This window comes from Cellulosimicrobium sp. XJ-DQ-B-000 (assembly GCF_031119065.1).
Taxonomy (GTDB): domain Bacteria; phylum Actinomycetota; class Actinomycetes; order Actinomycetales; family Cellulomonadaceae; genus Cellulosimicrobium; species Cellulosimicrobium funkei.
In genome coordinates this window covers 523,780-546,384 of the sequence record NZ_JAVHYN010000001.1, presented here as the reverse complement: position 1 = coordinate 546,384, position 22,605 = coordinate 523,780, and the positions used below count along the sequence as shown (strand labels likewise).

Genomic DNA, 22,605 nt, shown 5'->3' with positions numbered 1-22,605 from the left:
GGTCGTCCGGCGGGCGGTCGAGAACCGGCGCGGGCGCCTCACGACGCCTCCCGGCCGGGGGCGGGTCCGTCGTCGTGCGCGCCGGTGACCGCCGCGTCCAGCGCGCCGCGCGCGAGACGCACGCGCACCGCGTCGCCCGTCGCGACGTCGCCGGGGGAGCGGACCACGTGCCCGTCGGCCCGCTGCACGACGGCGTACCCCCGCTCGAGCGTCGAGGCCGGGGACAGGGCGCGCACCTGGGCCTCGAGCCGGCCGACCTCGCCCGCCGCGCGCACGAGCCGCGCGTCGAGCGCCCGGCGTGCGCGGTCCCGCAGCGCCCCGACCCGCTCGTGCCGGTCGGTGAGCATCCGCCCCGGGTCGGCGAGCACGGGCCGGGACTGCAGCGCGTCGAGTCCCGCCTGCTCGCGGGACACGCGCCCCGCGATAGCGCTGCGCAGGCGCTGACGGCCCTGCGCGACGCGGGCGCGCTCCTCCGTCACGTCGGGCACCACGCGCTTCGCCGCCGCCGTCGGGGTCGAGGCGCGGTAGTCCGCGACCAGGTCGAGCAGCGGGCAGTCGGTCTCGTGGCCGATCGCGCTCACGAGCGGCGTGCGGCACGCCGCCGCGGCGCGCACGAGCGCCTCGTTCGAGAAGGGCAGGAGGTCCTCGACGGTGCCGCCACCGCGCGCGACGACGATGACCTCCACCTCCGGGTCGGCGTCGAGCGCGCGGATCGCGTCGCCCACCTGCTGCACCGCGTGCGCGCCCTGGACGGCCACCTCGCGGATCTCGAACCGGACCTGGGGCCAGCGGGCGCGCGCGTTGACCACGACGTCGTGCTCCGCCTTGGACTCGCGACCGCACACGAGCCCGACGACGGCCGGGAGGAACGGCAGCGGCCGCTTGCGGTCGGCGTCGAACAGGCCCTCCGCCGCGAGCACGCGCTTGAGGTGCTCGATCCGCGCGAGCAGCTCGCCCACGCCGACGGGACGGATCTCGCGCGCCTGGAGCTGGAGCGTGCCGCGCCGCGTCCAGAACACCGGCTTCGCGTGCACGACGACGTGCGCGCCCTCTTCCACCGGCGTGCCCTGGAGCACGCGGGACGCGGCCGACACCGGGAGCGACATGTCGAGGTCCGTGTCGCGCAGCGTGAGGAACGCCGTCGACGTGCCCGGGCGCCGGTTGAGCTGGACGACCTGGCCCTCGACCCAGACCGGCGCCATCCGCTCGACGTACTGCTCGATCTTGCGCGACAGGAGCCGGACCGGCCACGGGTGCTCCGCGCTCGTCTCGAGCGCGCGCGCCGGCAGGGGGCCGCGGGCCGCCGGACCGGCGGGCGCGGCACCCGGACGCAGGGCGTCGTCGGGCAGCGGGAGGGAGGCGGTCACGGGACCAGCCTGCCGCACCCCACCCACGCCCACCCAACGCGCCGCGGTACGGAGCGCGCCGACCGGCGCGCCGGTCGAGCGCTCAGGGCGCGAGCAGGTCGACGGTGACGAGGCGGTAGCCCTGCGCGCGCAGGTCGTCGACGATCCCGGGCACGGCGTCGACGGTCGAGGCGTGGATGTCGTGCATGAGCACCACGCTGCCCGGTCGCGCGCCCTCCACCGCGCGGCGACGCGTCTCCGCGGCGTCGCGCGTCTTCCAGTCGAGCGTGTCGAGGTTCCACAGCACCACCTGGAGCCCGGAGCGGAGCGCGGCCGACCGCACGCGGTCGTCGACGTCCCCGTACGGGGGCCGCAGGAGCGTCGGGGTGACCCCCGCGGCGCTCTCGATCGCCGCCTGGGTGCGCGCGAGCTCGTCGCGGACGGCGTCGTCGTCGAGCGTCGTGAGCTGCGGGTGGTCCCAGGTGTGGTTCGCGAGCAGGTGGCCGGCGGCCGCCGTGTCGCGCACGACGTCGGGCCGCTTCTCGACGTTGCTCCCGACGAGGAAGAACGTGGCCGAGACGTGCTTCTCCGCGAGCACCTGCAGGAGCCGCTCGGTGTCGGGCCCGGGCCCGTCGTCGAACGTGAGCGCCACGCACCGCTCGACCGCGCAGTCCACGCCCGTCGCTCGCGCCTGGTCGCGCCGCTGGGCGAGCTGGAGCGCCAGACGGTCCGACCAGACGGCCTCCGTCGCCGCGAGCACCGCGTCGCGCAGCGCCACGGTCTCGGCCACCGGGGCGCCGCCCGGGCCGGCGTCCAGCGTCGTCGTCGCCTGCGTGAGCAGCCCGTCGAGGGTCGTGCGCGTGCCCTCGTCCGCGACGAGGCCTGCCGACTCCGCGAGGACGGGCCGGCCCTCGGTCGCCGCCGCCTCGAGACCGTCGTACGCCCACTGCCGCTGCGCGGTCGCGACGGGCTCCGCCGCCTCGACGACGGCGGTGGCGGCCTCGTCCAGGGCGTCCGCCGTGGGCTCGGAGCCCGTCACGACCTCGACGTGGACGGCGGGGCGCGAGCCCGGGCGCAGCGGGTTCGGGCGGGACAGGGCGTCCACGGTGCGGTCCTCCTCCGGGTAGGTCACCGGGGTCGTGCGGAGCGCGGTGGCCTCCTGGAGCGTCGCGGCCAGGGGCTCGCGGACCGCCGGGTCGTCCACCTGGCCCTCGCTCGCGGCGAGCAGCGCCGCGCCCGCGACCTCCGCCGCGGCCGTCGGGACGAGCCGCGTGAGATACGCCGCCTCGGCCCGCGCGCGCCCGTCCGTCGCGTCCTGCGTCACGCGCCCGACCTCGGCGTCGTAGCGCTCGACCGCGGCGACCCACGCGCGGTGCTCCAGCGTCCCGACGACCACGACCGCCGCCGCGACGACGACGAGCAGCAGCGGGACGAGCCACCACCACACGCGGCGGCGCCGTCGGGGCGCGTCGGGCACGGGTGACGTCGTGTCGCCCGGGTCGTCGCTCATGCCCTCGATCTTGGGGGGCGGCGGGACGGACGTCGACCCGGCGCGCCCGGCGGACCGGTGCGACACGCGTGCCGCACGCCGCGCCTGCGGAGGGTCTGTGTGCTCCTCGCGCGCGGGACGTGACGACGTCGGGGCCGGGCCGTGGGTGAGCGGGCTCACCGGGGTCGGGCGACCGCCGCTCGCCTAGACTCGGGAGCGTGAGCGTCCTCCCCGCCGGCTCGTCCGCGTCCCCGACCGACCGCCCCGTCGTGACCCCTGCCGTCGACGGGACCCGCAAGCGCGTCCTGCTGGCGGCACCGCGCGGCTACTGCGCGGGCGTCGACCGCGCCGTCGTCGCGGTCGAGAAGGCGCTCGAGCACTACGGCGCGCCGGTCTACGTGCGCAAGGAGATCGTGCACAACAAGTACGTCGTCGAGACGCTCAGCGAGCGCGGCGCGATCTTCGTCGACGAGACCGACGAGGTGCCCGAGGGCGCCCGCGTCGTGTTCTCCGCCCACGGCGTGTCACCCGCCGTGAAGGCGGCCGCGGCCGCGCGCAACCTCGACACGATCGACGCCACGTGCCCGCTCGTGACGAAGGTGCACAAGGAGGCCGTGCGCTTCGCGAAGGACGACTACGACATCCTGCTCATCGGCCACACGGGCCACGAGGAGGTCGAGGGCACCGCGGGGGAGGCCCCCGACCACGTGCAGGTCGTCGACTCGCCCGACCACGTGGACGACGTCGTGGTCCGCGACCCGGACAAGGTCGTGTGGATCTCCCAGACGACGCTCTCCGTCGACGAGACGATGGAGACGGTCCGCAGGCTGCGGGAGAAGTTCCCGACCCTCCAGGACCCGCCGAGCGACGACATCTGCTACGCGACGCAGAACCGCCAGGTCGCGGTGAAGAAGCTCGCTCCCGACGCGGACGTGGTCATCGTCGTCGGCTCGGCGAACTCGTCCAACTCCGTGCGCCTCGTCGAGGTCGCGCTCCAGGCGGGGGCCGGGGCGTCGTACCGCGTCGACCACGCGAAGGAGATCGACCCGGCCTGGCTCGACGGCGCGACGACCGTGGGCGTGACCTCGGGCGCGTCCGTGCCGGAGATCCTCGTGGACGACGTGCTCGCCTACCTCGCGGAGCGCGGGTTCGGCGCGGTCGAGGAGGTCCGCACGGCGACGGAGGACCTCATGTTCTCGCTGCCGCGCGAGCTGCGCGCCGACCTCAAGGGCTCGACGGCCGACGGCGGGCGCCCCACCCGCGGCGGCCGCACCTCGCTCTCCGTCCAGCCCGTCTGACGCCCGCGCCGGAGCCCTCCGCGGCCGTCGGCCCCGGGGGAGCGGTCAGGCGCTCGCCCCGCCGGCCGACGGCTCCCGCCGGGGCTCGTCGCGGTCGTCCGGGCGCTCGTCGATCGCGACCACGGACTCGTTGACGGACGCGAGCAGCTCGGGTGCGCTCACCGCGCTGAGCTGCGGGTTCACCGTCGGGGGCGTCGTCAGCTCGTCGTCGACGACGTGCAGGTCTGCGAACCGGCGCGCGCTGACGAGCACGCGCGTCTCGAGCGAGCCGACCGTCCGGTTGTAGGAGTCCGCGGCGCTCTGGAGCTGGCGCCCGAGCTTCGCCAGGTGCGACCCCATGACCGCGAGCCGCCCGTGGAGCTCCTTGCCGAGCGTGAGGACCTGCTGCGCGTTGGTGGCCAGGGCGTCCTGCCGCCACGCGTAGGCGATCGTCCGCAGCATCGCGACCATCGTCATGGGCGTCGCGATGACGACGTTCTTGGACACCGCGTGCTCGAGGAGCGACGGGTCCTGCTCGACGGCGGCCGAGAGGAACGACTCCGCCGGGACGAACATGACGACGAACTCCGGTGCCGGGCCGAACTGGTCCCAGTAGCGCTTGGCGCCGAGGTCGTCCACGTGCTTGCGCATGTGGCGGGCGTGGGCGGCCAGCCGGTCCGCGCGCACGGCCGGGTCGGTGGCGCCCTGCGCGTCGAGGTAGCCGAGGAACGCGACCTTCGCGTCGACCACGACCTGCTTGCCGCCCGCGAGCCGGACGACCATGTCCGGGCGCAGCGCGCCGTCGTCGGTCGCGACCTGGTCCTGCTCGACGAAGTCGACGTGGGGGAGCATGCCCGCCGCCTCGACGACGCGGCGGAGCTGGAGCTCGCCCCACGCGCCCCGCACCTGCGACGAGCGCAGGGCCGTCACGAGCTGCGACGTCTCGGCGCGCAGCAGCTCGGACGCGTCGCGCACCCCGCGCACCTGCTCCGTGAGGCTCCCGTGCGCGGCGAGGCGGGCGCGCTCGGCCTCGGCGACCTCCGCGCGGACCTTCTCCAGCGCGCCGGCGAGCGGCTCGACCAGGTGGCGCACCGCCTCCTCGCGGCGCGCGAGCTCGGCCGCCCCCTGCTCCTGGCTGCGCCGCATGCGCTCCTCCGCCTGCACGAGGAACTGCTCCGTGCCCGCGGCGAGCACCTTGCGCGAGAGCGCCTCGAACTGGGCCTCGAGCCGGCGGTGGTCGCCCTGGATCTCCGCGACGCGGCGCTCGGCCGCGGCCCGCAGCTCCGCGAGCTGCTGCTCGTGGGTGGCCCGGGCGAGGTCGAGCCGCTCGTCCGCGCTGCGCTGGGCCGCGCCGAGCTGGCGCGCGAAGCCCTCGCGCTCCGCCTCGAGCCGTTCGGCGAGGCCCGCGCCGCGCGCCGCGTCCTGCTGGGCCTGGCCCAGGAGCTGGGTGAGACGGCGGATCTCCGCGCCCGCGGCGTCGGGCGAGGCGCGCCGCACCGCGAGCACGAGCGCGGCGCCGGCCACCAGCCCCAGCACGAGTCCGACGGCGAAGAGCAACCATCCCGAGGAGTCCATGGCCGCACCCTCCCACGGGGCACCGACAGCACCGTCGGTCGGCGCGCGGGGCGGGCGTCGTCGCGCAGGTCGTGACAAAAGGCACCGCCCCGCGGCCGAGGGCTCGGCTACCTTGGCGCCATGGTCGATCCCCACCCCGCCCCACCTGTCGCGCCCGCCGGCGCGCCCGTCCCCGGCACCGTGCCGGGCGTCGCGCCCGACCCCCGGCCCACGGCTCCGCCGGGGCAGCCCGCGCCCCCGGACCCCACCGCCGCGCTGTCCCTGCGCGCCCTGTGGAAGCGCTTCGGGGAGAAGATCGCGGTCGCCGGCATCGACCTCGACGTGCCGGCGGGCTCGTTCTACGGGCTCGTGGGCCCCAACGGCGCCGGCAAGACGACGACGCTCTCCATGGCGACGGGCCTCCTGCGGCCCGACGCCGGCTCCGCGCACGTCCACGGGACGGACCTGTGGGCCGACCCGGTCGCGGGCAAGCGCCAGCTCGGCGTCCTGCCCGACGGCGTCCGGCTCTTCGACCGCCTCACCGGCGCCCAGCTCGTGACCTACGCAGGCCTGCTGCGCGGCATGGACCGCGACACGGTGGCGGAGCGCACCACGGAGCTGCTCGCGGCCCTCGACCTCGCGAAGGACGCCAACACGTTCGTCGTCGACTACTCCGCAGGCATGACGAAGAAGATCGCGCTGGCGACCGCGCTCATCCACGCGCCGCGCACGCTCGTGCTCGACGAGCCGTTCGAGGCCGTCGACCCGGTCTCCGCGGCCAACATCCGCGACATCCTCGCCGGCTACGTCGCCAGCGGCGGGACGGTCGTGGTGTCGTCGCACGTCATGGACCTCGTCCAACGCATGTGCGACCACGTGGCGGTGGTCGCGGGCGGGCACGTCCTCGCGGCCGGCACCGTGGACGCGGTGCGCGGCGACCAGAGCCTCGAGGACCGGTTCGTCGAGCTCGTGGGCGGTCGGCAGAGCACGGAGGGCCTCGCGTGGTTGCGCAGTTCGTAAGGCTCAAGCTCACGCTCATGGGGAACGCGTTCCGCCGGAGCGTGTGGCAGACGATCGGCTTCGTCGTGGGTGTCCTCTACGGGCTGTTCGTCGTCGGCATGCTCGTCGTCGGGATGGTCTTCCTCGGCACCGAGGACGCCGCGCTCGCGGGCTCGATCACGATCCTCGCCGGGGCGCTCGCCGTCCTCGGGTGGTGGGTGATCCCGCTCTTCGCGTTCGGCGTGGACGCGACCCTCGACCCGCAGCGCTTCGTGCTGTTCGGCATCCCGCAGCGTCGGCTGCTCGCCGGCCTCGCCGTCGCGGGCGTCGTCTCGATCCCGGGCATCGTCACGGCCCTGGCGGCGCTCGGCGCGTCGTTCGCGTGGTGGCGCACGCCCCTCGCGGTCCTCGCCGCGCTCGTGGGCGCCGTGGTCGCGGTCGCGCTGTGCGTCGTCGGCTCGCGCGCGACGACGACCGCGCTGGCGCCCCTGCTCGAGTCGCGGCGCTACCGCGAGGTCGTGACGATCGCCGCGTTCGTGCCGCTCGTCCTCATCGGGCCCGCGTTCGCGTGGCTGGGGTCCCAGCTGGGCGGGGGCCCGGTCGACGGCGACGCGGTGCGCGGCATGGTGACGCGCCTCGCCGACGTCGCGGCCTGGACGCCGTTCGGCGCGCCGTGGGGGCTCGGCGCCGCGGTGCACGACGGCGCGTGGGGCCTCGCGCTCGCGCGGCTCGTCGTCGCGCTGGCGACCCTCGCGGTCGCGTGGGTCGTGTGGGACAAGGCGCTCGCGCGCGCCCTCGTCACGCCGCCCACCTCCGGCGGGGGCGGCCGTGCCAAGGGCCTCGGTTTCTTCTCACGCTTCCCCGCGACGCCGACGGGCGCCGTCGCCGCACGCACGGCCACCTACTGGCTGCGCGACCCGCGCTACTCCGGGTCGATCGCGGTCGTGCCGCTCATCCCCGTGGTGCTCCTCGTCGTCGGCGGTGGGACCGGCTCGGAGATCTTCCTCGCGCTCGCGCCCTTCACGGCGTGGATCCTCGGCTTCTCCATCTCGGCGGACATCGCCTACGACCACACCGCGTTCGCGCTCCACGTGTCGTCGGGCGTCCCGGGGCGGGCGGACCGCTGGGGCCGGGCGCTCCCGGTGCTCGTCGCCGGCGGGGCCGTGACCCTCCTCTTCGCGCTGGTCTCCGTCGCGGTGGCCGGGCGCTGGGACGCGCTGCCCGCCCTGCTCGGTCTCACCGCGGGCACGCTGCTCACCTCGACGGGCATCTCGAGCGCGACGTCGGCGCGCCTGCTCTACCCGGTGCCCAAGCCGGGCGACAGCCCGTTCAAGCAGCCGCAGGGCGCCGCGATGGCCACCCTCGCCGCCCAGACGGTCGCGATGCTCCTCGTCCTGGCGCTGTCGGTCCCGTTCCTCGTCCCGGGCGTCATCGCGATCGTCGCCGACCTGCCCGTGCTCGGGTGGGTCACCCTCGCGGTGGGCGTGGTCGTGGGTGCCGTCGTGCTCGTGCTCGGCGTGCGGTGGGGTGCCCGCACCTACGACCGCCGGGCGCCCGAGCTGCTCCAGCGCGTGCTGTCGTACGCCTGACGCGCGGGCCGGGACCGCGCGCCGCGGTCCCGGCCCGTAGACTCGGCCGACGTGGCACTCACTATCGGCATCGTCGGCCTGCCCAACGTCGGCAAGTCCACCCTCTTCAACGCCCTGACGCGCAACCAGGTCCTCGCCGCGAACTACCCGTTCGCGACGATCGACCCGAACGTCGGCGTCGTGTCCCTCCCGGACCCGCGCCTCGACAAGCTCGCCGAGATCTTCGGCAGCCAGCGCGTCCTGCCCGCCACGGTGTCGTTCGTCGACATCGCGGGCATCGTCAAGGGCGCGAGCGAGGGGGAGGGGCTCGGCAACAAGTTCCTCGCGAACATCCGCGAGGCCGACGCCATCTGCCAGGTGACGCGCGCGTTCTCCGACCCGGACGTCGTCCGCGTCGAGGGCTCGACGGACGCCGAGGGCGACATCGAGACGATCAGCACCGAGCTGATCCTCGCCGACCTCCAGACGCTCGAGAAGACGGTCCCGCGCCTCGAGAAGGAGGTCCGGATCAAGAAGGGCGACGCCGCCCTCCTCGACGCGGCCCAGAAGGCCCAGGCGGTCCTCGAGGCCGGCACGACCCTCTTCCAGGGCGCGGCCGCCGCGGGCCTCGACCTCGCGGACGTCGCGAGCCTGCAGCTCCTCACGGCGAAGCCGTTCATCTACGTCTTCAACACCGACGACGCGGGCCTCGCCGACGAGGACCTTCAGGCGCGCCTGCGCGCGCTCGTCGCGCCCGCCCAGGCGATCTTCCTCGACGCCAAGTTCGAGTCCGAGCTCGTCGAGCTCGAGCCCGACGAGGCGAAGGAGATGCTCGCGGAGTCGGGCCAGACCGAGGCCGGCCTCGACCAGCTCGCGCGCGTCGGCTTCGACACGCTCGGCCTGCAGACGTACCTCACCGCCGGGCCCAAGGAGGCGCGCGCGTGGACCATCCGCAAGGGGTGGACGGCGCCTCAGGCGGCCGGGGTCATCCACACCGACTTCGAGCGCGGCTTCATCAAGGCCGAGGTCGTCTCCTTCGAGGACCTCGTCGAGACCGGCTCCGTCGCCTCGGCGCGCGCGGCGGGCAAGGCGCGCGTGGAGGGCAAGGACTACGTCATGGCCGACGGCGACGTGGTGGAGTTCCGCTTCAACGTCTGAGACGCAGGTCACAGGCCTGGGCGCCCGCCGCATCGTGAGACGCGGCGGGCGTCCGTGCGTCCGGGGCCGGAGGTTTCGCGCGTGTTTCCCGGCCGTCGCGGCCCGGAAACGCGCCCGTACCGGCCAGTATCAACTCGGTAACGATCACCTGCCGCAACCGGGCAAGGGGGAGATCCTTCGCAACTTGCTGGGTAGCGTGGGCCCAAACCGTGGTGGGCATGCCCGTCCACGCGCGCCGGCCGCAGGGCGAGCGTGCGACGGACGGGGCGGCCGAGGGGCGATCGACGTCCGCTCGTCCGCGCCCACCATCCCTTGGAGGAGGAACATTGAAGATCAGGCGCACGAGTGCCGCCCTCGCCGTGACGGTCACGGGGGCACTGCTCTTCTCGGCGTGCAGCGGCACGTCGGGTGAGGGCGAGACCGACGGCGGCGACGACGCGGGCATCAACACCGCGACCGCCGTCACGGTCGCGTGGGAGGCTCCGCTCAACGAGCTCAACCTGAGCTCCCAGAACGGCAACGCGACGCAGAACGCCGTCATCAACTACATGCTCAACTCGGGCTTCAGCTACTACGACGCCGACCTGAACATCGTCAAGGACGAGTCGTTCGGCACGTACGAGAAGCTCTCGGACGACCCGCTGACGGTGAAGTACACGTTCGGCGACGACACCAAGTGGTCGGACGGCACGCCGGTCGACGCGACGGAGATCCTGCTGGACTGGGCCGGTCAGTCCGGCAAGTTCAACACGGTCGAGGCCCAGACGGACGAAGAGGGCAACGTCACGAACCAGGCCGAGGTGGACGCCGGTGTCTACTTCGACGGCTCGGACCCGGGCGTCGCGCTCATCTCGCAGAACCCCGAGATCTCGGACGACAACAAGTCGATCACCGTCGTGTACGACAAGCCGTTCGGTGACTGGGAGCTCAGCTGGACGAACGAGTTCGTCCCGGCGCACGTCGTGGGCCAGAAGGCGCTCGAGATCGAGGACCCGGAGGAGGCCAAGGCCGCCGTCCGCGACGCGATCCTCAACAACGACACCGCGGCGCTGGCGAAGATCTCGAAGTTCTGGAACGAGGGCTTCGAGTTCACCTCGCTCCCCGAGGACCCGTCGCTCTACGTCTCCAACGGCGCCTACACGCTGGAGGAGTACAAGGAGAACCAGTACCTCACGCTCAAGGCGAACCCGGACTTCAAGGGCAAGAACAAGGGCTCGGTCGAGACCATCACGGTCCGGTACATCGACGACCCGATGGCCCAGGTCCAGGCGCTCGAGAACGGTGAGGTCGACCTGATCGGCCCGCAGGCCTCCGCGGACGTCCGCACGGCGCTCGAGGGCCTCGACGGCGTCGAGACCCACTCGGGCATCGAGGGTACGTACGAGCACGTCGACCTGGTCTTCCAGAACGGTGGTCCGTTCGACCCGAACACCTACGGTGGCGACACCGAGAAGGCCAAGGCCGTGCGCCAGGCGTTCCTGCTGACGATCCCGCGCCAGACGATCGTCGACAACCTCATCAAGCCGCTGAACCCGGACGCCGAGGTGCGCAACTCGAACATCCTGCTCCCGGGCTCGCCGAACTACGACCAGATGGTCGCCGAGAACGGCTCGGACTTCTACCCGCCGGCCGGTGACATCGAGAAGGCGAAGCAGCTGCTCGCGGACGCCGGGGTCGCCACCCCGGTCCAGGTGCGCTTCGCGTACAACAACGAGAACACGCGTCGCGTGAACGAGCTCGCGCTCATCACCGACACCGCGGCGCAGGCCGGCTTCGAGATCGTCGACACGGGCCGCCCGGCCGCCGAGTGGGGCACGCTCCTCGCCACCGGCCAGGACCAGTACGACGCGTCGCTCTTCGGCTGGCAGTCGACCTCGACCGCGGTCACCGAGTCGGACGCCAACTTCCGCTGGGCGCCGAACCCGGGCGTCAACAACTACGGCAAGTACAACAACGCCGCCGTGGACGCCGCGCTCGACAAGCTCCAGGTTTCGACCGACCCGGAGGAGCAGTTCCAGCTCCAGCTCGAGGTCGAGAAGAACCTCTGGGCTGACGGCTTCGGCGTGACGATCTTCCAGTTCCCCGCCATCCAGGGCTGGGACGAGAACCTGAAGGGCGTCGAGTCGATCACGATCAGCCCGACGATCTTCCACGGGTTCTGGAACTGGACGTTCGAGGGCTGAGTGCCCTGAGTCCCCTGACGGGCCCTGCCGCCGCCCCGGCGGCGGCGGGGCGCGTCCGGGTGTGAGACCGGGGGTCCCGGCGGTCTGTCCGCCGGGGCCCCCGGTCCTCGCGTGCACCCGCCCCGACGCCCAGACCCGCGGCGTCCCGGGCCCTCGGTTCACGACCACGCGAGACCCGCGCGTAGAATCGACCGGCCCCTGACCCGGGGTCCCTACCGACCAGCGAGGTAAGACCTCCGATGTTCTCCTTCATCTCGCGGCGTGTGCTGGCAGGGTTGGCGACCCTCCTCGTGTCCACGTTCGCGATGTACCTGCTCGTCGACGCCGCGATCCGGCCGTACATCTTCGCGGATCTCGAGTCGAGCACGAAGCCCAACAAGGCCCAGCTGATCGCCCAGCGCACCGCCGACCTCGATCTCGACACCCCGTCGGTGATCCGCTACTTCAAGTGGCTCGGCGACTTCGTCACCGGTGACCTCGGCACGGCCTGGCAGAGTGGCCAGTCCGTCTCGACCCTGCTCCAGGGCGCGGTCATCTCGACGATCCAGCTCGTCGCCGCCGCGACCGTCCTCGCCGTGATCTTCGGCGTCATGGTCGGCATCGTCAGCGCGCTGCGGCAGTACAGCACCTTCGACTACCTGACGATCTTCGTCTCGTTCGTGCTCTACTCCCTCCCGGCCTTCTGGGTCGCCGTCCTGCTCAAGCAGTGGGGCGCGATCGGCTTCAACGACTTCCTCCGCGACCCGAACCTCTCGATCCTCGTGATCGTGGGCATCGGCGCGATCTCCGGCCTGCTGTGGTCCCTCGCCTTCGGCGGGACCGCGCGGCGGCGGCTCACGGTCTTCGGCCTGGGCTTCGCGGCGAGCGCGCTCGCGCTGCTCTACCTGCAGCTCTCGGGCTGGTGGGAGAAGCCGAACCTCGGCCCGGTCATCATCGTCGTCACGGGCGCCGCGCTGGCCTTCGCCATCACCGCGCTCGTCTCGGGCCTGAAGAACCGCCGCGCCCTGTACGCGTCGCTCACCACGGTCCTGATCGGGGTCGTCGTCTACTTCCCGATCCAGTCGGTCCTCAAGCAGGTCGACAACTGGTGGATCGTGCTGGTGCTCGCCGTGGTCACCGTCGGCGTCGGTATCGGGGTCGGGTACGCGTGGGGCGGTCCCGACAAGGGCGTGTCCGCGCGTGCCGCCGCCATCACCGCGTTCCTCGTCGGGTCCATGGTCTTCGTCGACAAGGTGATGTCGGTCTGGCCCGCGTACTTCGGCGCACCGGCGATCAACGGCCGGCCCATCCCGACGATCGGCAACAGCACGCCGAACCTTGGCGGCAACTTCTGGGTGCAGGTCCTCGACCAGTACACCCACCTGCTGCTCCCGACGATCGCGCTCGTGCTCATCCAGTTCGCCGGGTACACCCGCTACTCGCGCGCCAGCATGCTCGAGGTGATGAGCCAGGACTACATCCGCACGGCGCGGGCGAAGGGTCTGCCGGAACGGACCGTCGTCATGCGCCACGGGTTCCGCAACACGCTGATCCCGCTCGCGACGATCGTCCCGATCGACGTCATCACGCTCCTGGGCGGCGCGATCATCACCGAGAAGGTCTTCGCCCGGCCCGGTATGGGCCTGCTCTTCCTCAACGCGCTGCAACGCGGCGAGATCGACCCCGTCATGGCGTACCTCGTCATCGTCGCGGCCCTCGCCATCATCGCCAACATCGTGGCTGACCTCATCTACGCAGCCCTCGACCCGCGGATCCGGGTGAACGCATGACCAACACACCGAACGACGCGTCGCAGAGCGGCGCGGTCGAGAACCAGATCGAGCTGCGCGAGGTCGAGGGCCTGTCCCAGGGCCAGATCGTCCGGCGGCGCTTCTTCCACCACAAGGGCGCCGTGGTCGCGCTCGTCGTGCTCATCGGCATCGTCGCGCTCGCGATCACCTCGATCGGCATCGGCGGCTGGCAGGGCTGGTACGCCTACAAGCCGTCCGGGCAGGGGTCCACGTACCCCCTGGTCAACGGCGGTGCACCGTCCGAGGCGCACATCTTCGGCCAGGACGAGGCGGGTCGCGACGTGTTCGCGCGCGTCATGCAAGGCACGCAGACGTCGCTCCTCGTGGTGCTCTCCGTCGGCGTCATCGCGACGATCGCGGGCGTCCTCGTCGGGGCGCTCTCCGGGTACTACCGCGGTCGTACCGACTCGTGGCTCATGCGGTTCACGGACCTCATCATCACGATGCCGGTCATCGTCATCGGTGCGGTGCTGGCCCTGCTCTCGGGCGGCAGCAACGCGCTCATCCTCGGGGGGTTCCTCGGGCTCGTGCTGTGGCCGCCGCTCGCGCGCCTCGTGCGCGGCGAGTTCCTCTCGCTGCGCGAGCGCGAGTTCGTCGACGCCGCCCGGGTCGCGGGCGCGAGCGACGCGCGGATCATCTTCAAGCACATGCTGCCGAACGCGGTCGGCGTGATCATCGTCAACGTCACGCTGCTCATGAGCTCGGCGATCCTGCTGGAGACCGCGCTGAGCTACCTCGGCGTCGGCATCCAGGCGCCGGCGACCTCGCTCGGCAAGCTCATCAGCGACTACCAGGAGGCGTTCGCGACGCGTCCGTGGCTGTTCTGGTGGCCGGGTCTGTTCATCGTCGCCATCGCGCTGTGCGTCAACTTCATCGGTGACGGCCTGCGCGACGCGTTCGACCCCCGTCAGAAGCGCATCCCCTCCGAGCGCAAGATGGCCCGTGCGAAGCGCGTCGCCCGCCCGACGGCCGCCACGGCGCCGAGCGCGACCGGCGAGGCCGGGGCCAGCTGATGACCGCCGTCGTCGCCGCCCGCCCGGGAGGTCGTGGACCTCTCGGGCGGCGCGGCGCGCCGCGGTCAGACGGTGAGCGCCACGACCGTCCCCACCGCGAGCGCGCCCAGCACGGCGAGCTGCACGACGTGCCAGGTCGAGCGGGCGCCGGGGGCGCCCTGGACCGCCCGGTCGAGGTGGCCGGCCGCCGCGAGCATCGCGTGGCGCTGCCTCACGGCGTCGGCCACGGCCTCGGCGCTCGCGCCGGCGACCACCTGCTCCTGGCCGACGGCGCGCCGTCGCGAGCTGCGCAGCCAGCGGGCCGTGCCGCTCGAGCGGGGCGCGGACCAGGCGGTCACGCGTCCGCCGGCGTAGCGCACCTCGAGCGAGTAGCGGGGGTCGACGCCCTCGTACGCCGTCCACGGCACGTGCACGGTGCGCGTGACGTTGCGGACCTCGACCCCGCCGTCGGACACCTCGACGGCGGGACGCCAGAACAGCATCCAGACGAGGTACGTCACGAGCGCGGCGGGGAGCAGAGCCCCCAGGACCGCGACGACGTCCCCCGTCACGGCCGTGACCACGACCAGGGCGACGGCGACGGCGCCCGTCGCCAGCGTGAGGACTCGGCCGTACGTCGAACGGAAGACCAGCGTGGGACCCATGCGCCCATGCTCGCAGAGTCGCGGCGCCACGAGCGCCGGCTCCAGCAGGAAGGACACTGATCAGCGTGGCCATCGAGACGTCTCCCGCGGCCCCGGCCGCGCGCCAGGGCAGCCCCGTGCTGACCGTGCGCAACCTCGGCGTGGACTTCTACGTCGACAAGGCCTGGTACCCCGCGGCCGCGGACGTGAGCTACGACCTCCACTCCGGTGAGGTCCTCGCGATCGTCGGCGAGTCCGGCTCGGGCAAGTCCCAGTCGTCGCTCGCGCTGCTGGGCCTGCTCCCGCCGAACGGCCGCGCCAGCGGCTCGGCCAAGCTCGGCGACCGCGAGCTCATCGGCATGTCGCACGGCTCGCTGCGGCACGTCCGCGGCAAGGAGATCTCCATGATCTTCCAGGAGCCGATGACGGCGCTGAACCCCGTCTACACCGTGGGCTTCCAGATCGTCGAGACCATCCGGACGCACTTCAACGTCGGCCCCGCCGACGCGAAGAAGCGCGCGATCGAGCTCCTGCGGCTCGTCGAGATCCCCGAGCCCGAGCGCCGGTTCGACGCGTACCCGCACCAGCTCTCCGGCGGTCAGCGCCAGCGCGCGATGATCGCGCAGGCGCTCGCGTGCGACCCGAAGCTCCTCGTCGCGGACGAGCCGACCACGGCGCTCGACGTCACGGTCCAGGCGGAGATCCTCAAGCTCCTGCGCGACCTGCGCTACCGCGTCGACGCGGCGATCATCCTCATCACGCACGACATGGGCGTGGTCGCCGACATGGCGGACTCGATCATGGTCATGAAGGACGGCCAGGTCGTCGAGCGCGGCACGTCGGCCGAGATCTTCGGCAACCCGCAGCACCCGTACACGGTGCGTCTCCTCGAGGCCGTGCCGCACCTCGGCTCCAAGCGCGGCACGACGACCGCCACGGACCGCGTTCCCGGCGGCGCCCCGGCCCCGGAGCGGCCGCTCGTGCTCGACGCGCAGGACATGGTCATCGAGTACCCGGGCCGCGGCCGGCAGGCGGCGTTCCGGGCGGTCGACGAGGTCTCGCTCCAGATCCACCAGGGCGAGGTCGTCGGCCTGGTCGGCGAGTCCGGCTCCGGCAAGACGACGATCGGCCGCGCGGCCGTCGGGCTGCTGCCCGTCACGGGCGGCTCGCTGAAGATCGTCGGGACGGACATGGTGGGTGCCCGGCCCAAGGACCTCAAGCCGCTGCGCACCGAGGTCGGCATCGTCTTCCAGGACCCGGGGTCGTCGCTCAACCCGCGCCTGCCCATCGGCGAGTCGATCGGCGAGCCGCTCATGCTGCACAAGGGCGTCAAGGGCAAGGAGCTCAGCCGCGAGGTCGAGCGCCTGCTCGACCAGGTCGAGCTTCCCCGGGCGATGCGCAACCGCTACCCGCACGAGCTCTCCGGCGGTCAGCGCCAGCGCGTCGGCATCGCGCGGGCGCTCTCGCTGGAGCCGAAGCTGCTCGTCGCGGACGAGCCGACGTCGGCCCTCGACGTGTCGGTCCAGGCGAAGGTCCTCGACCTCTTCACCGACCTGCAGCGCGAGCACGGGTTCGCGTGCCTGTTCATCTCGCACGACCTCGCGGTCGTGGAGCTCCTGTCCGACCGCATCGCCGTGATGCACAAGGGCAAGCTCGTCGAGGTGGGCGACACGTCGCAGATCGTGCACGAGCCGAAGCACGCGTACACGCAGCGCCTGCTCGCCGCCGTCCCCGTCCCGGACCCGGCCGCGCAGCGCGAGCGCCGCGCCGCGCGCGACGCCCTCCTCGAGGCCGCCGCTCGCGACATCGCGAACGACGAGGTGTCCTCGCTGGCGGACGAGGAGCGCGCGCTCGCCGCGGCGCGCGAGGACGTGGACCATGAGCGCAGCGCCCCGCCCACCGCGGGCGCCGGCTTCTGACCGCACGCTTCACGGCTCGCTGAGCCCTCACGACGCCCCGGGGGCGGCCGCGCACGCGGCCGCTCCCGGGGCGTTCCTGCTGGCAGGACGCGCTTTCCTGCTGCCATGACGGGCGTTCTTGCTGCCGGGCGGGCGTTCCGGTTGCCGGGGCCCGCGCGTCCGACAAGCCTTGAGGCCATGAACGCCCCGCACCACGAGACGCCCCGCGAGCCAGCACGTGACGAGGAGGCCGCGCCAGCGCCCGACGGGGGAGGGGCCGACGCGCCCCGCGACGAGGGCGCCGTGAGGACCGACGCCGCGACGGCCGACGCCGTGACGACCGACGCCGCGACGGTCGACGCCGCGACGGCCGACGCCGTGGCGACGGACGCCGTCGGGCCGGACACCGGCTCCGCGCCGGTCGTGTCCTCGCACGATCCAGACGCCCCCCGGACGGGTCGGCCGGACCCGCGCGTCTTCTACCCGGCGGCGGGGATCATCCTGGTCTTCGTCCTGCTCACGGTGCTCTTCACGGACACCGTCACGGCGGTGCTGGACACGCTCCAGACCGACGTCATCGGCGCCTTCGGCTGGTACTACGTGATCGTCGTCGCGGGCTTCGTCGTCTTCTCGCTGTGGATGGGTCTGAGCCGGTTCGGCGACATCGTGCTCGGCAAGGACGAGGAGACGCCGCTCTTCCGGCTGCCCGTGTGGTTCGCGATGCTGTTCGCCACCGGGATGGGCATCGGCCTCGTCTACTGGGGCGTCGCCGAGCCGCTCTCGCACTACGTGAGCCCCAAGCCCGGTGTCGAGGGGAGCGACGCGTCGCTCGCCCAGGCCGCGATGGGGCAGAGCTACCTGCACTGGGGCATCCATGCGTGGGCGATCTACGTCGTCGCGGGCCTCGCGCTCGCGTACGCGATCCACCGCAAGGGCCGCCCCGTCTCGATCCGCTGGGCGCTCGAGCCGTTGTTCGGCGAGCGCGTGAAGGGACGCCTCGGCGACGTCATCGACATCGTCGCGATCATCGGCACCGTCTTCGGGGTCGCGACGTCGCTCGGGTTCGGCGTGCTCCAGATCTCCGCCGGGCTCGGCTACCTCGACGTGGTCGAGCCGAGCACCGCGCTGCAGATCGGGCTCATCGTGGCGATCTCGGCGCTCGCGACGCTCTCGGTCGTGTCCGGTCTGGGCAAGGGCATCAAGTGGCTGTCGAACGGCAACATGATCCTGGCCGGTGTGGTCCTGGCGCTCGTGCTGGTCCTCGGCCCGACGCTGTTCCTCCTGCGCGAGTGGGTCCAGTCGCTCGGCTACTACCTGCAGAACGTCGTGCGCCTCACGTTCGACACCACCGCCTTCCAGGGACAGGCCGGCCTCGAGTGGCAGTCGCAGTGGACGATCTTCTACTGGGGCTGGTGGATTTCCTGGGCCCCCTTCGTCGGGGTGTTCATCGCCCGGATCTCGCGCGGTCGCACGGTCCGCGAGTTCGTCCTCGGCACCCTGCTCGTCCCGACGATCGTCACGACGCTCTGGTTCTCCGTGTTCGGCGGGTCGGCGCTGTACCGCGAGCTCATGGAGCCCGGGAGCATGCTCGTGGACGGCGAGGTCGACACGGACACCGCGCTCTTCCAGCTGTTCGACGGCCTGCCGCTCGGGAACGTCCTCGCCGTGGTGGGGATCGTGCTCATCGTCATCTTCTTCGTGACGTCGTCCGACTCGGGCTCGCTCGTCGTCGACATGCTCGCGAGCGGGGGCAACCCGAACCCGCCCACCTGGAGCCGCATCTTCTGGGCGGGCACCTCCGGCCTGCTGGCCATCGCGCTCCTGCTCGCGGGCGGTCTCCAGGCGCTGCAGACGGCGGCGATCCTCATCGCGCTGCCGTTCTCCGTGGTGATGATCGGGATGGCCGTCTCCACGGTGCGTGCGCTCCGGGTCGAGCACGCCGCGATCCTGCGCGCCGAGCGGCGCGCCGCGCGCGCCGCGCTCACGGAGCACGTGACGACGCGCGTCTCGGAGTCGATCTCCGAGCAGTGGGAGGAGCTCTACCCCGACCGCCCGGACCGATGGCGCGCGCTCGTCCGTCGGCCGCGGCGCAAGACACCCTCCGGAGGAGGCACCTCCTGAGGAGGCGCATCCGAACGGTGCACGACGGCGGGCATGGTGTCCCGAGCGCGGACCCGGTAGGATAGCCGGGCCCGGGTGACGGCCCGTGCTCCGTGATGCTGCGGCGGGCCGAGCCCGCCGTCGTGCGCGCTGAGGTGGCCGGCCGTCGTCGCCCCTCGTACCCCACGAAATGAGAACCGTAGATGTCTGTGCGCTCCGACCTGCGCAACGTGGCGATCGTCGCCCACGTCGACCACGGCAAGACCACGCTCGTCGACGCGATGCTGCGCCAGTCCGGCGCCTTCTCCGCGCACCAGCACGTGGACGAGCGCGTCATGGACTCCGGTGACCTCGAGCGCGAGAAGGGCATCACCATCCTCGCGAAGAACACTGCGGTGCGGTACGCCGGCCCGGCGGCCGCCGCGGTGGGCGAGCCCGACGGCATCACGATCAACGTCATCGACACCCCGGGCCACGCCGACTTCGGCGGCGAGGTCGAGCGCGGTCTGTCCATGGTCGACGGCGTGGTGCTGCTCGTGGACGCGAGCGAGGGCCCGCTCCCGCAGACCCGGTTCGTGCTCCGCAAGGCGCTCGCCGCGAAGCTCCCGGTGATCATCGTCGTCAACAAGGTCGACCGGCCCGACTCGCGCATCACCGAGGTCGTCGCCGAGGCAACGGACCTGCTGCTGGGCCTCGCGTCCGACCTCGCGGACGACGTGCCGGACCTCGACCTCGACGCGATCCTCGACGTCCCGGTCGTCTACGCGTCCGCGAAGGCCGGCCGCGCGTCGCTCGACCAGCCGCTGGACGGCCAGCTCCCCTCGAACGAGGACCTCGAGCCGCTGTTCACGACGATCCTCGAGAAGATCCCCGCGCCGACGTACGACGAGGGCGCGCCGCTCCAGGCGCACGTGACGAACCTCGACGCGTCGCCGTTCCTCGGCCGCCTCGCGCTGCTGCGCATCTTCAACGGCGAGCTCCGCAAGGGCCAGGTCGTCGCGTGGGCGCGCCACGACGGCACGCTCCAGAGCGTGAAGATCACCGAGCTGCTGGAGACGAAGGCGCTCGACCGCGTCCCCACGGACAAGGCCCGGCCCGGCGACATCGTCGCCGTCGCGGGTATCGCGGACATCACGATCGGCGAGACGCTCACCGACCCCGACGACCCGCGCCCGCTGCCGCTCATCACGGTCGACGACCCGGCCATCTCGATGACCATCGGCATCAACACCTCGCCGCTCGCGGGCAAGGGCGGCAAGGGCCACAAGGTCACGGCCCGCCAGGTCAAGGACCGCCTCGACGCCGAGCTCGTCGGCAACGTGTCGCTGCGCGTGCTCCCGACCGACCGCCCCGACGCGTGGGAGGTCCAGGGCCGCGGCGAGCTCGCGCTGGCGATCCTCGTCGAGCAGATGCGCCGCGAGGGCTTCGAGCTCACGGTCGGCAAGCCGCAGGTCGTCACGCGCACGATCGACGGCAAGACGCACGAGCCGATGGAGCGCATGACGATCGACGTCCCCGAGGAGTACCTCGGCGCGGTCACCCAGCTCCTCGCCCAGCGCAAGGGCCGCATGGAGACCATGTCGAACCACGGCACGGGCTGGATCCGCATGGAGTTCATGGTCCCGGCGCGCGGCCTCATCGGGTTCCGCACGCGGTTCCTCACCGAGACGCGCGGCACCGGCATCGCGTCGTCCATCTCCGAGGGCTACGAGCCGTGGGCCGGCGCGATCGAGACCCGCACGACGGGCTCGCTCGTCGCCGACCGCGCGGGCAAGGTGACGCCGTTCGCGATGATCAACCTCCAGGAGCGCGGCTCGTTCTTCGTCGACCCCACGCAGGAGGTCTACGAGGGCATGATCGTCGGCGAGAACTCGCGCAACGAGGACATGGACGTGAACATCACCAAGGAGAAGAAGCTCACGAACATGCGGTCCTCGACGGCCGACAACTTCGAGAACCTCGTCCCGCCGCGCCACCTCACGCTCGAGGAGTCGCTGGAGTTCGCGCGCGAGGACGAGTGCGTCGAGGTCACCCCCGAGGTCGTCCGCATCCGCAAGGTCGTCCTCGACCAGACCGAGCGCGCCCGCGCGGTCTCGCGCGCGAAGCGCGCCTGACGCCACCCACGGGGTGACCGTCCCGCAGAGCCAGCAGGCCGCCGTCGTGCCCGACGGCGGCCTGCTGGCCGTCCACGCCCACCCCGACGACGAGACCCTGGCGACGGGCGCGCTGCTCGCGACCTGGGCCCGCGCGGGGGAGCCGGTCACCGTCGTGACCTGCACGCGGGGCGAGCGGGGCGAGGTGATCGACACCCCCGCGCACCCGACGGGCGTCGGGCACCTCGAGGGCGACGGGCCCGCGCTCGCGGCGTTCCGCGAGACCGAGCTCGCCCGCGCGCTCGCCGCGCTGGGCGTGCGGGACCACGTCTTCCTCGACACCGTCACGAGCCCGGTCGAGCCGTCCGACGGCGGCGCGACCGTGCGGTTCGAGGACTCGGGCATGGCCTGGGTCGCGCCGGGCGTGGCCGGCGGGGTCGCGACCGAGCAGCTCCCGCCGCGCGCGTTCGTCGGCGTCCCGCTCGACGAGGCCGCCGCCCACCTGGCGGCGGTGGTCCGGGAGCGCCGTCCCGCCGTCGTGGCGACGTACGAGGCGGGCGGCGGCTACGGCCACCCCGACCACGTCCGGGCGCACGACGTCACGGTCCGCGCGCTCGAGCTCCTCGCCGCGGACGGCGAGCCGCTGCCCGCGCTGTGGCAGGTCGTCGCCCCCGAGACCACGGTGCGCGCGGCGCGCCGCGCGCTCGCCGAGCACCCCGGCGCGCGCGAGCTGCTCGCGGCCGACGCGCGGCTCACGCTCCCGGACCCGGACGAGGCGCTGCCCCCGCTCGCGCGTCCCGACGCGTCGCTGCCCGCGCTCGTCAGCGTGCCGGTGGGTCCCGTGCTCGACGACGTGCTCGGCGCGATGCGCGCGCACGCGACGCAGGTCCAGCACGTGACGGCCGCCGCGGGGGGCGAGCCGGTGCTGCTCGGGTGGTACGCCCTGAGCAACGACGTGCTGGCGCCCGTCCCTTCACACGAGTTCTACGCTCCCTCCGGCCCTGCTCTCCCGAGCGACCAGGTCCCGCCCGGACCCACGCGTTAGCCTGGGGCCCGTGGAGACCGGTATGGGGCGGCTCGTGGGCCGCGGGGTGGCGTGCGCGCTCGTGGGCGCGCTCGTCGGGCTCGTCGGCACGGTCGCGCACCGGGCGCACCTCCTGGGCGTCGACCTCCCGGACGGGGCCGGGCTCGGCATCGTGCTCGCCCTGCTCACCGTCCTCGCGGCGGCCACCCTGGCCCGCGCCTGGGGCGGGATGGCGGGTCTCCTGGGCTTCGGCATCGGGTGGGTCGTCGTCGTGCAGCTCCTCTCGCTGCAGGGTCCGGGTGGCGACGTGCTCGTGCCGGCCGAGCCCGTGGGGTACGTCTGGATCTACGGGGGCATGCTCGTGGTCGCCGCGGCGGCCTTCCTGCCCCGGTCGTGGTTCAGCGACCGCCCGGTCCGCACGGCCCAGCACGGGCGTCCCACCAGGCACGACGGACCCGAGAACCCCCTCGCGTCCCGCTAGTATTCGCCG

16 protein-coding genes are annotated in these 22,605 nt (G+C 73.0%); 12 read left to right on the top strand and 4 right to left on the bottom strand.

Annotated elements, in window-relative coordinates; translation table 11 throughout:
* Positions 1-38: 38 nt before the first annotated feature.
* Together xseA and RDI86_RS02835 are read right to left on the bottom strand one after the other, a co-directional pair.
* Complete coding sequence (xseA, locus tag RDI86_RS02840) at positions 39-1,367, bottom strand: exodeoxyribonuclease VII large subunit (RefSeq protein WP_374990511.1); 1,329 nt, start codon at positions 1,365-1,367, stop codon at positions 39-41.
* Between the two features lie 82 nt (positions 1,368-1,449).
* Complete coding sequence (locus RDI86_RS02835) at positions 1,450-2,856, bottom strand: polysaccharide deacetylase family protein (protein WP_308820635.1); 1,407 nt, start codon at positions 2,854-2,856, stop codon at positions 1,450-1,452.
* Positions 2,857-3,104: 248 nt separating this feature from the next.
* On the opposite strand from RDI86_RS02835, the gene RDI86_RS02830 reads away from it, so the two are divergent.
* Positions 3,105-4,133, top strand: coding sequence for a 4-hydroxy-3-methylbut-2-enyl diphosphate reductase (locus RDI86_RS02830; RefSeq protein ID WP_308820749.1), 1,029 nt, complete (start codon positions 3,105-3,107; stop codon positions 4,131-4,133).
* Positions 4,134-4,178: 45 nt separating this feature from the next.
* Here RDI86_RS02830 and rmuC read toward each other — a convergent pair whose 3' ends face one another.
* On the bottom strand, positions 4,179-5,687 hold the full coding sequence (rmuC, locus tag RDI86_RS02825; protein WP_308820634.1) for a DNA recombination protein RmuC: 1,509 nt from the start codon (positions 5,685-5,687) through the stop codon (positions 4,179-4,181).
* 120 nt (positions 5,688-5,807) lie between these two features.
* Between rmuC and RDI86_RS02820 the strand changes: the two genes are divergently transcribed.
* The 6 genes from RDI86_RS02820 (at position 5,808) to RDI86_RS02795 (ending at position 14,377) form a co-directional block, all read left to right on the top strand.
* Entirely contained in the window at positions 5,808-6,686 is an 879-nt protein-coding gene (locus RDI86_RS02820; RefSeq protein WP_168946179.1) for an ABC transporter ATP-binding protein, read from the top strand.
* The gene (locus RDI86_RS02815) at positions 6,668-8,254 is read left to right on the top strand and encodes a hypothetical protein (protein WP_308820633.1); all 1,587 of its coding nucleotides are present in this window, start codon (positions 6,668-6,670) and stop codon (positions 8,252-8,254) included. Before RDI86_RS02820 ends, RDI86_RS02815 begins: the two co-directional genes overlap by 19 nt.
* 51 nt (positions 8,255-8,305) lie before the next feature.
* The gene (gene ychF, locus RDI86_RS02810; protein WP_061267627.1) at positions 8,306-9,391 is read left to right on the top strand and encodes a redox-regulated ATPase YchF; all 1,086 of its coding nucleotides are present in this window, start codon (positions 8,306-8,308) and stop codon (positions 9,389-9,391) included.
* Positions 9,392-9,717: 326 nt separating this feature from the next.
* Positions 9,718-11,574 (top strand): ABC transporter family substrate-binding protein, encoded by a 1,857-nt coding sequence (locus RDI86_RS02805; RefSeq protein ID WP_061267628.1) that lies wholly within the window; start codon positions 9,718-9,720, stop codon positions 11,572-11,574.
* 239 nt (positions 11,575-11,813) lie between these two features.
* Complete coding sequence (locus tag RDI86_RS02800) at positions 11,814-13,343, top strand: ABC transporter permease (protein ID WP_061267629.1); 1,530 nt, start codon at positions 11,814-11,816, stop codon at positions 13,341-13,343.
* The gene (locus tag RDI86_RS02795; RefSeq protein ID WP_061267630.1) at positions 13,340-14,377 is read left to right on the top strand and encodes an ABC transporter permease; all 1,038 of its coding nucleotides are present in this window, start codon (positions 13,340-13,342) and stop codon (positions 14,375-14,377) included. Before RDI86_RS02800 ends, RDI86_RS02795 begins: the two co-directional genes overlap by 4 nt.
* Before the next feature lie 65 nt (positions 14,378-14,442).
* Here the strand turns inward: RDI86_RS02795 and RDI86_RS02790 are convergent, their stop codons facing one another.
* Positions 14,443-15,021 carry a PH domain-containing protein gene (locus RDI86_RS02790; protein ID WP_308820632.1) on the bottom strand — a complete coding sequence of 193 codons (579 nt, stop codon included), beginning with the start codon at positions 15,019-15,021 and terminating at the stop codon, positions 14,443-14,445.
* 65 nt (positions 15,022-15,086) lie between these two features.
* On the opposite strand from RDI86_RS02790, the gene RDI86_RS02785 reads away from it, so the two are divergent.
* The 5 genes from RDI86_RS02785 (at position 15,087) to RDI86_RS02765 (ending at position 22,596) form a co-directional block, all read left to right on the top strand.
* On the top strand, positions 15,087-16,919 hold the full coding sequence (locus tag RDI86_RS02785; protein WP_076405225.1) for an ABC transporter ATP-binding protein: 1,833 nt from the start codon (positions 15,087-15,089) through the stop codon (positions 16,917-16,919).
* 282 nt (positions 16,920-17,201) lie between these two features.
* Positions 17,202-19,019, top strand: coding sequence for a BCCT family transporter (locus tag RDI86_RS02780; protein ID WP_374990510.1), 1,818 nt, complete (start codon positions 17,202-17,204; stop codon positions 19,017-19,019).
* 182 nt (positions 19,020-19,201) lie between these two features.
* Complete coding sequence (typA, locus tag RDI86_RS02775) at positions 19,202-21,112, top strand: translational GTPase TypA (RefSeq protein WP_021479795.1); 1,911 nt, start codon at positions 19,202-19,204, stop codon at positions 21,110-21,112.
* A gap of 13 nt (positions 21,113-21,125) precedes the next feature.
* The gene (locus RDI86_RS02770) at positions 21,126-22,136 is read left to right on the top strand and encodes a PIG-L family deacetylase (RefSeq protein ID WP_240696654.1); all 1,011 of its coding nucleotides are present in this window, start codon (positions 21,126-21,128) and stop codon (positions 22,134-22,136) included.
* Positions 22,137-22,146: 10 nt separating this feature from the next.
* Positions 22,147-22,596: a hypothetical protein gene (locus tag RDI86_RS02765; RefSeq protein ID WP_174526024.1), complete on the top strand. Its 450-nt coding sequence runs from the start codon at positions 22,147-22,149 to the stop codon at positions 22,594-22,596.
* Positions 22,597-22,605 lie beyond the last annotated feature (9 nt).

Bases quoted from the DNA above. Each gene is read 5' to 3' on its own strand.
- RDI86_RS02795 (WP_061267630.1), top strand. From the start codon at position 13,340: ATGACCAACACACCGAACGACGCGTCGCAGAGCGGCGCGGTCGAGAAC.
- RDI86_RS02820 (WP_168946179.1), top strand. From the start codon at position 5,808: ATGGTCGATCCCCACCCCGCCCCACCTGTCGCGCCCGCCGGCGCGCCC.
- RDI86_RS02835 (WP_308820635.1), bottom strand. From the start codon at position 2,856: ATGAGCGACGACCCGGGCGACACGACGTCACCCGTGCCCGACGCGCCC.
- typA (WP_021479795.1), top strand. From the start codon at position 19,202: ATGTCTGTGCGCTCCGACCTGCGCAACGTGGCGATCGTCGCCCACGTC.
- RDI86_RS02800 (WP_061267629.1), top strand. From the start codon at position 11,814: ATGTTCTCCTTCATCTCGCGGCGTGTGCTGGCAGGGTTGGCGACCCTC.
- RDI86_RS02790 (WP_308820632.1), bottom strand. From the start codon at position 15,021: ATGGGTCCCACGCTGGTCTTCCGTTCGACGTACGGCCGAGTCCTCACG.
- rmuC (WP_308820634.1), bottom strand. From the start codon at position 5,687: ATGGACTCCTCGGGATGGTTGCTCTTCGCCGTCGGACTCGTGCTGGGG.